At 72.0% G+C, this 14,464-nt stretch carries 13 protein-coding genes; 12 read left to right on the top strand and 1 reads right to left on the bottom strand.

Features of this window, described 5'->3' with window-relative positions; translation table 11 throughout:
* Positions 1–63 precede the first annotated feature (63 nt).
* The 3 genes from AB0F62_RS11305 to AB0F62_RS11315 are packed head-to-tail and all read left to right on the top strand — an operon-like array spanning position 64 to position 2,779.
* Complete coding sequence (locus AB0F62_RS11305) at positions 64–603, top strand: PadR family transcriptional regulator (protein WP_361795474.1); 540 nt, start codon at positions 64–66, stop codon at positions 601–603.
* Positions 600–1,304 (top strand): ABC transporter ATP-binding protein, encoded by a 705-nt coding sequence (locus AB0F62_RS11310; RefSeq protein ID WP_361795477.1) that lies wholly within the window; start codon positions 600–602, stop codon positions 1,302–1,304. Before AB0F62_RS11305 ends, AB0F62_RS11310 begins: the two co-directional genes overlap by 4 nt.
* The gene (locus AB0F62_RS11315; RefSeq protein WP_361795480.1) at positions 1,301–2,779 is read left to right on the top strand and encodes an FtsX-like permease family protein; all 1,479 of its coding nucleotides are present in this window, start codon (positions 1,301–1,303) and stop codon (positions 2,777–2,779) included. Before AB0F62_RS11310 ends, AB0F62_RS11315 begins: the two co-directional genes overlap by 4 nt.
* Before the next feature lie 102 nt (positions 2,780–2,881).
* On the opposite strand, the gene AB0F62_RS11320 is transcribed toward AB0F62_RS11315, so the two are convergent.
* A complete protein-coding gene (locus tag AB0F62_RS11320) occupies positions 2,882–3,418 on the bottom strand; it encodes an HNH endonuclease (protein ID WP_089226958.1) in 537 nt (178 codons plus the stop codon).
* Between the two features lie 232 nt (positions 3,419–3,650).
* On the opposite strand from AB0F62_RS11320, the gene AB0F62_RS11325 reads away from it, so the two are divergent.
* From AB0F62_RS11325 to AB0F62_RS11365, 9 genes are all read left to right on the top strand, one after another.
* On the top strand, positions 3,651–4,709 hold the full coding sequence (locus AB0F62_RS11325; RefSeq protein ID WP_361795483.1) for a mechanosensitive ion channel family protein: 1,059 nt from the start codon (positions 3,651–3,653) through the stop codon (positions 4,707–4,709).
* A gap of 322 nt (positions 4,710–5,031) precedes the next feature.
* A complete protein-coding gene (locus tag AB0F62_RS11330; RefSeq protein WP_361795486.1) occupies positions 5,032–6,198 on the top strand; it encodes an ROK family transcriptional regulator in 1,167 nt (388 codons plus the stop codon).
* A gap of 130 nt (positions 6,199–6,328) precedes the next feature.
* Positions 6,329–7,666 (top strand): ABC transporter substrate-binding protein, encoded by a 1,338-nt coding sequence (locus AB0F62_RS11335; protein ID WP_361795489.1) that lies wholly within the window; start codon positions 6,329–6,331, stop codon positions 7,664–7,666.
* Positions 7,666–8,613 carry a sugar ABC transporter permease gene (locus tag AB0F62_RS11340; RefSeq protein ID WP_361795492.1) on the top strand — a complete coding sequence of 316 codons (948 nt, stop codon included), beginning with the start codon at positions 7,666–7,668 and terminating at the stop codon, positions 8,611–8,613. Before AB0F62_RS11335 ends, AB0F62_RS11340 begins: the two co-directional genes overlap by 1 nt.
* Positions 8,614–8,618: 5 nt before the next feature.
* Entirely contained in the window at positions 8,619–9,524 is a 906-nt protein-coding gene (locus AB0F62_RS11345) for a carbohydrate ABC transporter permease (protein WP_361795495.1), read from the top strand.
* Positions 9,521–10,783 carry a 6-phospho-beta-glucosidase gene (locus AB0F62_RS11350; RefSeq protein WP_361795498.1) on the top strand — a complete coding sequence of 421 codons (1,263 nt, stop codon included), beginning with the start codon at positions 9,521–9,523 and terminating at the stop codon, positions 10,781–10,783. Before AB0F62_RS11345 ends, AB0F62_RS11350 begins: the two co-directional genes overlap by 4 nt.
* Positions 10,774–11,790: a BadF/BadG/BcrA/BcrD ATPase family protein gene (locus AB0F62_RS11355; RefSeq protein WP_361795501.1), complete on the top strand. Its 1,017-nt coding sequence runs from the start codon at positions 10,774–10,776 to the stop codon at positions 11,788–11,790. Before AB0F62_RS11350 ends, AB0F62_RS11355 begins: the two co-directional genes overlap by 10 nt.
* 216 nt (positions 11,791–12,006) lie before the next feature.
* The gene (locus AB0F62_RS11360; protein WP_361795504.1) at positions 12,007–13,416 is read left to right on the top strand and encodes a hypothetical protein; all 1,410 of its coding nucleotides are present in this window, start codon (positions 12,007–12,009) and stop codon (positions 13,414–13,416) included.
* 17 nt (positions 13,417–13,433) lie between these two features.
* Positions 13,434–14,444, top strand: coding sequence for a glutamate ABC transporter substrate-binding protein (locus tag AB0F62_RS11365; protein WP_361795507.1), 1,011 nt, complete (start codon positions 13,434–13,436; stop codon positions 14,442–14,444).
* Positions 14,445–14,464: the final 20 nt, after the last annotated feature.

Here is a 14,464-nt window from a genome sequence, read left to right on the forward strand (position 1 = left end):
CGGCCCCGTCGATGCAACTATTCACTCAATACATGTATTGAGTGAATAGAAGGAGGTGGGTGCGTGAGCACCGGCAACGTCCTGCTGAGCCTGCTCGCCGCGGAGCCCGGCCACGGCTACGACCTCAAGCGGCGGCACGACGAACGCTTTCCGCAGGCCCGCCCGCTCGCCTACGGGCAGGTGTACACGACCCTCCAGCGACTGGTGCGCGACGGCCTCGCCGAGGTCGACGCCACCGAGCACGAGGGCGGCCCGGAACGCACCACCTACCGGATGACCGAGCACGGCGTCCTGATCCTGCGCCGCTGGCTGGAGGAACCCGTGCCACCCGCCCCGGTGACCGCCGCCAACGAGATCTTCGCCAAGGTCACGGCCATCATCTCCTCCGGCTTCGGCGACCCGGCCGGCTTCCTGCGCCTCCAGCGCGCCGCCCACCTCGCCCGGATGCGCGAGCTCACCGCCGTGAAGACCGCGCCCGGCGCCCCGCTGTCGGCCGTGCTCTCCGCCGACTACGCCCTCACCCATCTCGATGCCGACCTGCGCTGGATGGACAACGCCGCGCAGCGCCTCGGCGCCCTGGCCCAGGAGGTCACCTCCGCATGACCACACCCCTGATCGAGGCCCGCGGCCTCGTCAAGCGGTACGGAACGACCGAAGCGCTGCGCGGCGCCTCGCTGCGCCTGCACCCCGGCGAGATCCTGGCCGTCAGCGGGCCGAGCGGCAGCGGCAAGTCCACGCTGCTGCACTGCATGTCGGGCATCGTCCGCCCCGACTCCGGCGAAGTCCGGTACGCCGACGGGGAACGGCTGGACCAGGCCGGGGAGACCCGCCGTTCCACCCTGCGGCGCACCGACTTCGGCGTCGTCTTCCAGTTCGGCGGACTGGTCGGCGAACTCACCGCACTGGACAACGTCGCCCTGCCGCTGCTCCTGGCCGGAACGTCCCGCTCAGCCGCCCACGACAGCGCGGGCGCGTGGCTGGAGCGCTTCGGGGTGCGCGGGCAGGCCGCACTGCGTCCCGGGGAGATGTCCGGCGGCCAGGCGCAGCGCGTCGCCCTGGCCCGCGCCATGGTCACCGGGCCGAAGGCGGTCTTCGCCGACGAGCCGACCGGCGCCCTGGACTCGCTGGCCGGCGAGCATGTCATGACGGCCCTGACCCGCGCCGCCCGCGAGACCGGCACCGCGGTGCTGCTCGTCACCCACGACGCCCGGATCGCGGCGTACGCCGACCGCGAGGTCACCGTCCGTGACGGCGTCGTGGAGAACGAGCCGGCGGTCGTCGGCGCCGAGGAGATCGCCCGATGACGACCCTGAAGACGGACACCGTGCTCACCGTGTCACTGCTGCGCGGCTCCCCACGCGGTGAGTGGTGGCGGCTCGGACTGACGGGGGTGGGCGCGGCGCTGGGAACGGTGTTCGCGCTGGCGGCGCTGACCGTCACCGCGATCGGCACCCGCTACGGAGGCGGCGGGATCACCAGCTACACCAACGACCTTCTCAATTATCCGAGCCAGCGGACGGGCGTGGTCGCAAGCCTGCTGCTCCTACTCCTCCCCGTACTGGCGTTCATCGGACAGTGCGCCCGGATCGGCGCACTACGACGCGAACGACGGATGGCCGCGCTCCGGCTGGCCGGGGCGACCCCGGGCCAGGTCCGGAGGATCGCCGCGCTGGAGACGGGCATGGTGAGCGCCCTGGGCTCGCTGGCCGGACTGGGCGGATTCCTGGTGCTGCGCGCCTGGCTGGCCACCGACCAGCCGGAGACCTCCTGGCCCGACGGCCCGGTCCGACTCCTGACCTGGCCGACCGAGGTGCAGGTGCCGTGGGCCGCGATGCTGCTGATGACGGCCGTGGTGCCGGCACTGGCGACGCTGGAGGCGCGGTTCACCCTGCGCCGGGCCGGGGAACACCCGCTGGGCGTGGCGGCCGGGGTCCGCCGGCGGACCGGACGGCGACCGAACGGGCTCTTGCCGTGGGTGTGGGCGCCGGTGGCGCTGGTGGCCGCGGTGGGGCTGCAGCTGCTGAACATCTTCGTGATCGGTTACGACGGCTCCGGCTCCCACCGCGGGTCGGTGCTCGGCACCTACCAACTCATCACCGCGGCGGCCGTCGCGCTCTTCGCCGCCGGACTGCTCTTCGGCGCCGCCGGGCTGGCCGTGGTCACCGGCCGGCTGGCCGCCCGCTCGGGCCGTCCGGAGCTGCTGATCGCCGGGGAGCGGCTGCTGGCCGATCCCTGGGCGGCGGCCCGCTCCCATGCGGCGGTGATGTTCGCCGTGGTCCTCGGGGTCGGCTTCGCCGGCGTCCGCAGGGTCATGCTCGACTACCTGGCCGCGCCGCGGCCGTTCCCGCTCGTACCGTACTCACGGTCCCATCTGGCCTTCCTCCACGGAGGTCTCACCATCGCCGGGATCGCCATCGCGATCCTCGCGGCCGTCACCGCGGCCGGGCTCGTGGTCGGGGCGATCGAATCGGTGATCACCCGTCGCCGCACCCTGGCCACGCTGACCGCCACCGGAGTGCCCCGCGGGGTGCTCGTCCGGGCGGCGCTGCTTGAGGCCGCGCTGCCCCTGGTGCCCACCGTCGTCCTGGCGAGCGCCTGCGCCATGACGATCACCGGCAGCTGGTGGGCGGCGACGGACATGCACGTCTCGGCGCCGCTGCCGGTGCTGGAGCCCCTGCTCACGGCCGCCGGGCTGCTGACCGCCGCCCTGCTGGCCACCGCCGCCTCCCTGCCGCTGCTGCGCCGCACCGTCCACCCGGCGCAGCTGCGCCACGAGTAGCGACGCGAAGGGCGCGGCACGGGGCCCCGGACCGGCACGGGGGTGCGGTCCGGGGCCCTGAGCCCGGTCCGGGACGGTTCAGGACAACACAAAGGCCCGGTCTCAGGCGGATATGCCGTCGATCCGGGCCATGGCGTCCTCCGCGCCGAATGGCTGCAGGTATGGCAGCCAGCGCGGGTCCCTATGCCCCGTCCCGATGATCCGCCAGGCGAGGCCCGACGGCGGGGCGGGCTGATGGCGCATCCGCCAGCCGAGTTCGGCGACATGGCGGTCGGCCTTGAGATGGTTGCACCGGCGGCAGGCCGCGACCACGTTGTCCCACGTGTGCTGGCCTCCGCGGCTGCGCGGGATCACGTGGTCGACGCTGGTTGCGACGGCTCCGCAGTACGCGCACCGGCCGCCGTCCCGGGCGAACAGCGCCCGCCGGGTCAGGGGCACGGGGCCGCGAAAGGGGACTCGAACGAATTTGGTGAGCTTGACGACACTCGGAGCGGGGACAGTACAGGTCGCGCTGTGCATATAGGCGCCGGATTCCTCGAGGCACACGGCCTTCTTGTTCAGTACGAGGATGAGCGCGCGGCGGAGCGGTACGACGCCGAGCGGCTCGTACGACGCGTTGAGGACCAGGACATGCGGCACGGGTGCCTCCTTTTACGCCGGCGGCGCGTGGCTCGCGCCGGGACGATCTGCCCACAGTCTCCCCGGAAGCCCGGTCGCGGCGCCACCATGACCGGGTAACGGAGCGAGGGTGTTTTCAACCACACTCCTTTACATGCCCTGAATCACCGCACGTCGTGCTCGGACAACACAACGGGACACTTCGCCTCCCCCGTTAGTGTGGGAAGCCTGCCCAACCCGGAGGTTTCCGCCCGTGTCCACATCGCCGGCCGCCGTCACGACGATCGACGACGCCCAGAAGAGCGCGACCGACGCCGCCGACTACATCGGTCAGAACTGGGCGGACTGGCTCGCCGCCGGACTGCGCATCCTGCTGATCCTGGTGATCGCGCTGGTGCTGCGGTCGGTGGTCCGCCGCATGATCACCAAGTTCATCGAGCGGATGAACCGCGGTGCCGAGGCCGCCGCGACCAGCGCGCTCGGCGGGCTGCTGGTCAACGCCGAACGGCGGCGCCAGCGCAGCGAGGCGATCGGCTCGGTGCTGCGCAGCGTGGCCTCGTTCGTGATCATGGGGACGGCGGCACTGACCGTGCTGTCTGTGCTGAAGATCAACCTGGCTCCGCTGCTGGCCAGCGCCGGTGTGGCCGGTGTGGCGATCGGCTTCGGCGCGCGCAACCTGGTGACGGACTTCCTCTCCGGCGTCTTCATGATCCTGGAGGACCAGTACGGCGTCGGCGACGTCATCGACGCGGGCGTGGCCAGCGGCACCGTGGTCGAGGTCGGACTGCGGGTGACCAAGCTGCGCGGCGACAACGGCGAGATCTGGTACATCCGCAACGGCGAGGTCAAGCGGATCGGCAACCTCAGCCAGGGCTGGGCGACGGCCGTGGTGGACGTCCAGGTCGGCTACGGGGAGGACCTGGACCGGGCCCGTACGGTGATCGAGGAGGCCGCCGCCGCGATGGCCAAGGACCAGCCGTGGGACGAGGTGCTCTGGGAGCCGGTCGAGGTGCTGGGCCTGGAGGCCGTGACGGCGGACTCCGTACTGATCCAGGCGCAGGTCAAGACCATGCCGGGCAAGGCCGCCGCGGTCGCGCGCGAGCTGCGCTGGCGGATCAAGCGGGCCTTCGACGCAGCCGGCATCGCGATCGTCGGCGGCACCCCGCAGGCGGCCGAGGAGGACGAGGCCGCCGATCCCGCGGCCGCCGTCGCACCGCCGTCCGCGCTGGCCAATCCCGCCTCCCCCCAGGCCCTGGCGGCCCAGCCGCTGGCCACGCCGTCGGCGTCGGCGCAGCCGAGCACGGTCAAGTAGCGGATCCGCCCACGAGGGGCGCCGGGCACCGCCCGGCGCCCCTTTTCCATGCCCCGGCCCGCCGGATAACGCTTTGGCGCCGACCCCGGGACCGGCCCTTGACGCTCCGGCCACGGGCGCCTACCTTGCCTTTCACCAACAGGAAAGTTTCCTAACTACCAACATCGGGCACACCCCGCCCCACAACCCCAGCCAGCCCGCCGGCCCCGTGCCGTAGCCTGCGGCGCGAGCCGTCATCACGAGGGAGGACGAGACCGTGGCCGGTACCCCCGGAAGCCCAGGCACGCCTGGCACCCCCGGAACACCGCGCGTCCTGCGGGCGATGAACGACCGCGCCGCGCTCGACCTGCTCATCGAACACGGCCCCCTCTCCCGCACCCGGATCGGCAAGCTCACCGGCCTGTCGAAGCCCACCGCCTCCCAGCTGCTCGCCCGCCTGGAAGCCGCCGGGCTGGTACTCGCCACCGGCACGACCGCAGGACGCCCGGGACCCAACGCACAGCTCTACGCGGTCAACCCCGCGGCGGCCCATGTCGCCGGTCTCGACGTCACGACCGAGCACATCCGTGCCGCGGTCGCCGACATCACCGGCCATGTGACCGGCACCTTCGAACTCGCCACCCCCGGCCGCCCCCGGCGCGGCCAGGGCGGCGCCGTCGAACAGGTCGTGCAGGCCGTCGACGGCGCGGTCAAGGCCGCCGGGCTGCACCGCACCGACCTGCACCGGATCGTCGTCGGCACCCCCGGCGCCTTCGACCCGAGCACCGGCCGGCTGCGGTACGCCAGCCACCTCCCCGGCTGGCACTCCCCCGCCCTCCTGGACGAGCTGGCCGCCGCCCTGCCCGTCCCCCTGGAGTACGACAACGACGTGAACCTCGCCGCCGTCGCCGAGCAGCGGCTCGGCGCGGCCCGCGGCCACGACGACTTCGTCCTGCTGTGGAACGAGGAGGGCATCGGCGCGGCCATCGTCATCGGCGGCCGGCTGCACCGCGGCCGGACCGGCGGCGCCGGCGAGGTCGGCTTCATGCCGGTGCCGGGCACCCCCCTGGTCCGGCACGTCGCCAAGGCCAACGCCGGCGGCTTCCAGGAACTGGCCGGCTGCAACGCGGTACTGCGCATCGCCCGGGAACTCGGCCTGGCCGTCCCCCGCGGCACCCAGGCCGAGAGCGCCTCGGCGCTGCTCGGCGCGGCGGCCGGTACCGGTGACGACGCCCACGCGGACCTGCTGCGGCGCTTCGCCACCGGACTCGCCGTCGGGCTCGCCTCGCTGGTGACCGTCCTCGACCCCGAGCTGATCGTCCTGGCCGGCGGCGTCATCGCCGCCGGCGGGGAGCCGCTGCGCTCCCTGGTCCAGGCCGAACTGGCCGAACTGGCCGTGCCCCGGCCCCGGCTGGTACTCGGCGGCGTACCGAACGACCCCGTCCTGTCCGGGGCGCTGCAGAGCGCCCTCGCCACCACCCGCGACGAGGTGTTCGACACCTCGCGCTGAACGCACCAGCCCCACCTGTCCGCCCACCCGCACACCCGCCCACCCGCACACGCAGCGGACGGACCCCCGAGGGTCCCTCCGCCGGTCTCGCACACCCTCGAACCGCCCGAAGTCCCCCGGAGGAAGCGAAGTGTCCGGTTCCACCAAGACGGCCGCGGCCGCCGTCGCAGCAGCCGCCGCGATAACCCTGCTGACGAGCGCGTGCACGGGCTCGAGCAACAACACCGCAGGCGACGACCCCAGCAAGGACGTGACCATCACCTTCTGGCACGGCTGGTCCGCGCCGAGCGAGGTGAAGGCGATCGACGCCAACGTCAAGGCGTTCGAGAAGGCCCACCCCAACATCCACGTCAAGGTGCAGGGCAACATCACCGACGACAAGATCAACCAGGCGCTGCGGGCCGGCGGCCCCAACGCCCCCGACGTCGTCTCCTCCTTCACCACCGACAACGTCGGCAAGTTCTGCTCGTCCAACGCCTTCGCCGACCTCGACCCGTTCCTGAAGAAGTCCGGCATCGACCCGGCGGCCACCTTCCCCAAGCCGATGCTGGAGTACACCCAGTTCGAGGGGAAGCGCTGCACGCTGCCGCTGCTCGGCGACGCCTATGGCCTGTACTACAACAAGGACGCCTTCAAGGCCGCCGGCATCTCCGCCCCGCCGAAGACGCTCTCGGAGTTCAAGGCCGACGCGGTCAAACTCACCAAGAACAAGGGCGACTCCTACTCCCAGCTCGGCTTCATGCCGAACTTCCACGGCTACGAGTCGACCACCACGCACCTGGCCGCGCAGTGGGGCGCGAAGTACTTCGACGCCGACGGAAAGTCGAACGTCGCCAAGGACCCCGGTTTCGCGGCCATGTTCACCTGGCAGCAGGACATGGTGAAGGCGCTCGGCGGCTTCAAGAAGCTGGAGAAGTACCGGTCGGGCTTCGGTGACGAGTGGGGCGCCAAGAACCCCTTCCACACCGGCCAGGTGGCCATGGCCATCGACGGCGAGTGGCGGGCCGGCATGGCCAAGGAGGCGGGCACGAAGTTCGAGATCGGCGTCGCCCCCTTCCCCGTGCCGGACGACCAGGCCGACACCTACGGCAAGGGCTACCTGTCGGGCACGATCATCGGCGTCGCCAACACCAGCGCCAAGAAGAACGCCGCCTGGGAGCTGGTGAAGTACATGACCACCGACACCCACGCGGTGGTGAGCTTCGCCAACGCCATCCACAACGTGCCCTCCACGCTGGCGGCCCTGAAGTCCCCTGAGCTGGACGCCGATCCCCTCTTCCGCACCTTCGTGGAGATCGCTCAGAACCCCAACAGCACCACCACCCCCGCGAGTGTCAACGGCGGTACCTACCAGCTGACGCTGCAGGACTTCGGCTACGCCTTCGAGGCGGGCAAGCAGACCGACCTGGCCGCCGGCCTCAAGGGCGTCGACGAGCAGGTCGACAAGGACATCGCGCAGGCCAAGTGATGAGCACCGTCCACCCGATGCTGAGGGCGAAGCGCCGCCGCGAGGCGCTTCGCACCCTCGCCTTCATGTCGCCCTGGGTGATCGGCTTCAGCGTCTTCTTCGCCTACCCGCTGATCTCGACCGTCTACTTCTCCTTCATGAAGTACGACGGATTCACCGCTCCGACCTGGAACGGCGTCAGGAACTGGTCGTACGTCTTCAACGACTACCCGTTCTTCTGGCCGGCCCTGCGCAACACCCTGTGGCTGGTCGTGGTCATGGTCAGCCTGCGGGTCGTCTTCGGGCTCGGGATCGGGCTGCTGATCACGAAGATCAGGACGGCCGCGGGGCTGTTCCGCACCGCCTTCTACCTGCCCTATCTGGCCCCGCCGGTGGCCGCGACCATGGCCTTCGCCTTCCTGCTCAACCCCGGCACCGGACCGGTCAACCACCTGCTCGGCAGCATCGGGCTGCCGCAGCCGGGCTGGTTCAACGACCCGTCCTGGTCCAAACCCGCCCTCACCCTGCTGGCACTGTGGGGCATCGGCGACCTCATGGTCATCTTCATGGCCGCGCTCCTCGACGTGCCCAAGGAGCAGTACGAGGCCGCCGAGCTGGACGGAGCCGGCCCCTGGGCGCGGTTCCGCTACGTCACGCTGCCGAACATCTCGCCCATCGTGATGTTCGCCGTCGTGACCGGGGTGATCCAGACGATGCAGTACTACACACAGCCCCTGGTCGCCGGGAAGGTCGCCAGCGGCGTCATCGGCGGCTCCGGCCAGCAGTTCGAGCCCGGCTACCCGGAGAAGTCCACGCTGACCCTGCCGCAACTGGTCTACAACCTCGGCTTCCAGCGCTTCGACACCGGCTCGGCCTGTGTGATCGCCCTCGTGCTCTTCGCGCTCGCCATGGCCTTCACCGCGCTCCTGATGCGCCGCCGCAGCGGCTTCCTGACGGCGGAGGACTGACACCCATGACGACCCACGCGACCCTCTCCCCCACCGCCCCGGCCGCCGCCACCGGCCTCCCCTCCGGTGCGCGGCGCACCGCGGCCCGCAAGGCGGCGCTGCACTGGATCGCGGTGCACGCCCTCGGCATCGCCGCCGCGCTCTTCTTCGTCCTGCCGTTCGTCTTCGTCTTCCTCACCGCGGTGATGAGCGACAACCAGGCCCTCACCCGCGACCTGTGGCCCAGGACCTGGGAATGGGGCAACTTCGGCACCGTCTGGGACACCCCCGGGTTCCTCACCTGGTGGCGCAACACCCTGCTGTACGCGGGCCTGGGGACCGTGCTGACCGTCGTCTCCAGCACGCCGGTCGCCTACGCGCTCGCCAAGTTCCGCTTCCGCGGGCGCAATCTGTCGATGATGCTCGTGATCTCCACCATGATGCTGCCCCCGCAGGTCGTCATCGTGCCCATGTACCTGTTCTGGGCGAAGCAGCTGCATCTGTCGGGCACGTTGTGGCCGCTGATCATCCCGATGGCCTTCGGCGACGCGTTCACCATCTTCCTGCTCCGGCAGTTCCTGCTCACCATCCCCAAGGAGTACACGGACGCGGCCAGGGTCGACGGCTGCGGCGAACTGCGCACGATGCTGCGCGTGGTGCTGCCGATGGCCAAGCCCGCCATCGCCGCGGTGGCGCTGTTCCAGTTCTTCTACTGCTGGAACGACTACTTCGGCCCGCAGATCTACGCGAGCGAGAACCCGGCCGCCTGGACCCTGAGCTACGGCCTGGAGTCCTTCAAGGGCGCCCACCACACCAACTGGAACCTGACGATGGCCGCGACGGTGCTGGTCATGGCACCCGTGATCGTCGTCTTCTTCTTCGCACAAAAGGCCTTCATCGAAGGCGTGACGTTGACGGGAGTCAAGGGATGAAACTGGCGGTCGTGGGCGGCGGATCCACGTACACCCCGGAACTCATCGACGGATTCGCACGGTTGCGGGAGACGCTGCCGGTCGAGGAGCTGGTCCTGGTGGACCCGGCCGAGGACCGGCTGCGGCTGGTCGGCGGGCTCGCCCGGCGGATCTTCGCCCGGCAGGGCCACCCCGGCACCGTGACCACCACCTCGGACCTGGACGCGGGCGTGGCCGGGGCCGACGCCGTGCTGCTGCAGCTGCGCGTCGGCGGCCAGGCCGCCCGGGCGCAGGACGAGGCCTGGCCGCTGGAGTGCGGCTGCGTCGGCCAGGAGACCACCGGAGCGGGCGGGCTGGCCAAGGCGCTGCGCACGGTGCCGGTGGTGCTGGACATCGCCGAGCGGGTCCGCCGGGCCGCCCCCGACGCCTGGATCATCGACTTCACCAACCCCGTCGGCATCGTCACCCGCGCCCTGCTGCAGGCCGGCCACAAGGCCGTCGGCCTGTGCAACGTCGCCATCGGCTTCCAGCGGAAGTTCGCCGGGCTGCTCGGCGTGGCGCCCGAGGAGGTCCACCTGGACCATGTGGGCCTCAACCACCTCACGTGGGAACGGGGCGTCCGCATCGGCGGCCCCGGGGGCGAGGACGTGCTCCCGAAGCTGCTCGCCGAGCACGGCGACGCCGTCGCCGCCGACCTCCACCTGCCGCGCGCGGTGCTGGACCGGCTGGGCGTGGTGCCCTCGTACTACCTGCGCTACTACTACGCCCACGACGAGGTCGTCCGGGAGATGCGGACCAAGCCCTCCCGGGCCGCCGAGGTGGCCGCCATCGAGGCGGAACTGCTGGCGATGTACGGGGACGAGACCCTCGACGAGAAGCCGGAGCTGCTCTCCCGGCGCGGCGGGGCCTACTACTCCGAGGCCGCCGTGGCCCTCGCCTCCTCCCTGCTGCGGGACACCGGCGACGTCCAGGTCGTCAACACCCGCAACAACGGCACCCTCCCCTTCCTCCCCGACGACGCCGTCATCGAGGTCCCGGCCACCGTGGACGCGAACGGGACGCACCCGCTGCCCGTCCCGCCCCTGGACCCGCTCTACGGCGGTCTGGTCGCCAATGTCACCGCCTACGAGGACCTGGCGCTGACCGCCGCCCTGCACGGCGGCCGGGACCGCGTCTTCAAGGCCCTGCTCTCCCACCCCCTCGTCGGCCAGTACGAGTACGCCGAGGCCCTGACCGACCGTCTGATCGCGCACAACCGGGAGCACCTCGCGTGGGCCTGAACCCTCTCCTCGCCGACGGCGTGCTCGCCGTCGACGCGGGCAACAGCAAGACCGACGTCGCGCTCGTCGCCGCCGACGGGTCGGTGCTCGGCACCGCCCGCGGCGGCGGGTTCCAGCCGCAGATCGTCGGCACCGAGGCGGCGGTCGAGGTGATCGCGCGCATCGTCGAGCGGGCGGCCGACGCCGCCGGTCTCTCCCCGCGGCCCGGCGTGCCGCTGGTGCGGCACGTCTCCGCGTGCCTGGCCAACGCCGACCTGCCCGTCGAGGAGGAGCAGCTCGAACGCGCCGTCCACGCCCGGGGCTGGGGGGTGGGCACCCGTGTCGCCAACGACACCTTCGCCCTCCTGCGCGCGGGCGTCGACGAACCGCGCGGGGTCGCCGTGGTGTGCGGCGCCGGCATCAACTGCGCGGGCATGCTGCCGGACGGCCGTACCGCCCGCTTCCCCGCCATCGGTCACCTGTCCGGGGACTGGGGCGGCGGGGCGGGCCTGGCCGACGAGGCGCTGTGGTGGGCGGCGCGCGCCGAGGACGGGCGCGGCGGCGCCACCGCGCTCGCCGCCACGCTGCCCGGGCACTTCGGGCTGACCTCGATGTACGCCCTGATCGAGGCGCTGCACCTGGGACACATCGCCCTCGCCCGCAAGCACGAGCTGACGCCCGTCCTCTTCGAGACCGCACAGGCCGGTGATCCGGTCGCGCGGGCGATCGTGGAGCGGCAGGCCGAGGAGATCGTGGTCATGGCCACGGTCGCGCTGCGCCGGCTCGACCTGCTCGACACGGAGACCGGCGTCGTCCTCGGCGGCGGTGTGCTGGCCGCCCGTCATCCCCTGCTGATGGACTCCGTGACCTCCCTGCTGGCCGCCGCGGCGCCCAGGGCCGTCCCCAAGGTCGTCACCTCGCCGCCGGTGCTGGGCGCCGCCCTGCTGGGACTGGACCGCACAGGTGCCGGGCCGGAGGTCCACGCCCGGCTGAGGGCGCATTACGAATCGGTGGGCTCCGTGTCATAACCGGCGCGCACGCCGGGGGAACCGAACCCCCTCCCCCGTGCGTGGTGACCTGCGAGGGGGCGGCACGCGGGGCGGACCCGACGGGCGGCAGGCCGGTGGCACGGGCGGCAAGATCCACCCAATACCTGGGTGAACGCCGGTGACGACGGCCATACTGCTGGTCATGGGCTCGTCGCGCGTACGCGCGGGCGAACGGGTCGGGGGGAGGGCCGGCAGGTGACACGGACGCCGATGGAGACGGAGTTGCCGACCGCGCGGGCGGGCACGCCCGCGCCCGGCGGCGGGGGGCCGCGGGCGTGGGCATGGGTGGAGCAGCTGCGCGTCTGGCGCGGCGCGGCCACCACGGAACCCGGCCGGCTGCGGATCATCGGGGCGGCGCTGGTCATGCTGGTCGTCGCGTTCGGCACGGTGACGGCGTGGCAGATCACCGAGCGCTCGGCCGCGGCCGACGACGTGATCCACCACAGTGAGCCGCTGAGCGCACGGGCCGCGGACATCTACCGCTCGCTCGCCGACGCGGACGCCACCGCCGCGGGCGGCTTCCTCGCCGGCGGCGACGACCCGGCGCAGGACCGCGAGCGGTACGCGGAGGACATCCGGGTCGCCTCGCGGAACATCGCCGAGGCGGCGGCCAGTTCCGAGGACTCCGCCCAGGCCCGGGCCCGCCTGGAGCGGCTCAGCCAGCGGCTGTCGGTCTACACCGGCCTGGTCGAGCGGGCCCGTGCCAACAACCGCCAGGGCTTCCCAGTCGGCGGGGCGTATCTGCGGCGCGCGAACAAGATGATGAGCGACGAGCTCCTCCCGGACGCCAAGCAGCTGTGGACGATCGAGACCGCACGGCTGGGCGAGGACTACGAGGACGCCAAGGCGCTGCCCTGGGCCGCCTGGGCGCTGGGCGTCGTCGCGCTGGGCGCGCTGGGCTGGGCGCAGCACCGCTCGTACCGCCGTACGCACCGGGTGTTCAACCCGGGCATGGTGGCCGGGACGGTGGCCACCGCCGTGGTGCTGCTGTGGCTGGTGGCCGGGCACGGCGTCGCGCGCGCCAAGCTCGACGACTCCTACGCGCACGGCGCGCAGTCGCTGCAGGTTCTCAACCAGGCCCGGATCCAGACCCTGCAGGCCCGCGGCAACGAGAATCTCACCCTGGTCGCCCGCGGCGGCGGGGACGCCTACAGCTCGGCGTACGACGAGCAGTTGCAGGGCCTGGCGGGCACGGGCGCCGACGGGCGGACGGGCCTGCTGGCGCGGGCGCTGGACCTCGCCGACGACGATCAGGGCCGGAAGAGCATCACCTCCGCGATGAAGGCCGCCAAGGCCTGGTGGGGACTGCACGGCGAGGCCCGCGAGAAGGACGACGCGGGCAACTACCTGGACGCCGTGGCCCAGACGATCGGCGGTGTGTACGAGAGCGGCGAACGGCCCGAGTTGTACACGGGCTTCTGCTTCGACGAGGTCGACAAGAACCTCGAACAGGCCGTCGGCCACGAGCAGCGGGAGTTCGAGGAGGCCGCCGCCGACGGGCGCGGCGCGCTGGACGGGCTGGTGCTGGGCGCCGCGCTGCTGGCGGTGCTCGCCGCGGTGGGCGCGGTGCTCGGCATCGGGCGCCGGCTGTCGGAGTACCGGTGAACGGGGGGAGGAAGCCGATGAGGCGCGAGGAGCGTGGGCGGCGCGTGCGGGGCTGGACGGCTGTCGCGGCGGCGGCCGGACTGTGCGCGCTGGCGGCCGCCGGGGCCGTACTGCCGCTGCGGGACGGCACGGACGGCGATCGCCGCGAGACCGGGCCGACGGCGAAGGCCCCCGCCGCCGCACCGCGGGAGGCCGCGGCCGACGACGACTGCGGGGGCCATCCGGAGGCGAGCCTGCGGCCGTCGTCCGCGAGCGGCCCCGCGATCGAACGGATCAAGAAGCGCGGCAAGCTGGTCATCGGGGTCGATCAGAACGGCTACCGGTGGAGCTACCGCGACCCGGTCTCCCGGAAGATCGTCGGCTTCGACATCGACCTGGCCAAGGCCATCGCCAAGGACATCCTCGGCAGCGAGAACGCCATCCTGTACAAGACGGTCCCGACCGCCAAGCGCTTCGAAGCCGTCAACAACCGCGACGTGGACCTGCTGGTCCGCACCGTGAGCATCACCTGCGAACGGATCAAGGAGAAGCACATCGCCTTCTCCACGGCCTACTTCAAGGCGGGGCAGCAGCTGCTGGTCCCCCGTCAGGGTTCCGCCATCAAGGGCTTCGACGCCTCCGTGAAGGGGAAACGGATCTGCGTCGCCCAGGGGAGCACCGGACAGGCGGAGCTCGAGAAGGAGAAGGAGCGGCTGCGGCCCCGCATCCTCCTCGTCGCGAACCAGCTGGACTGCCTGGTGATGCTCCAACTGGGTGAGGCCGACGCCGTCTTCACCGACAACGCGCTCGCCGCGGGCCAGGCCGCCCAGGACCCGGCGGTGCGCCTGATCGGCGAGCCGGTCACCACCGAGTACTACGGCGTGGCGATGAACGAGCAGGACACCGACCTGGTGCGCCGGGTCAACAAGGTGCTGGAGGAGTACCGCGACGGCGGTCCGGACAGTCTGTGGATGCAGGCGTACCGTACCTGGCTGGAGGCGGACCTTCCCGGCATCGAGGGCCCGCCCGAACCGCTCTACAAGGACTGAGGCGACAGCGAGGTGCCGCA

Source organism: Streptomyces sp. NPDC026673 (genome assembly GCF_040638135.1).
In the GTDB taxonomy this organism is placed as follows: domain Bacteria; phylum Actinomycetota; class Actinomycetes; order Streptomycetales; family Streptomycetaceae; genus Actinacidiphila.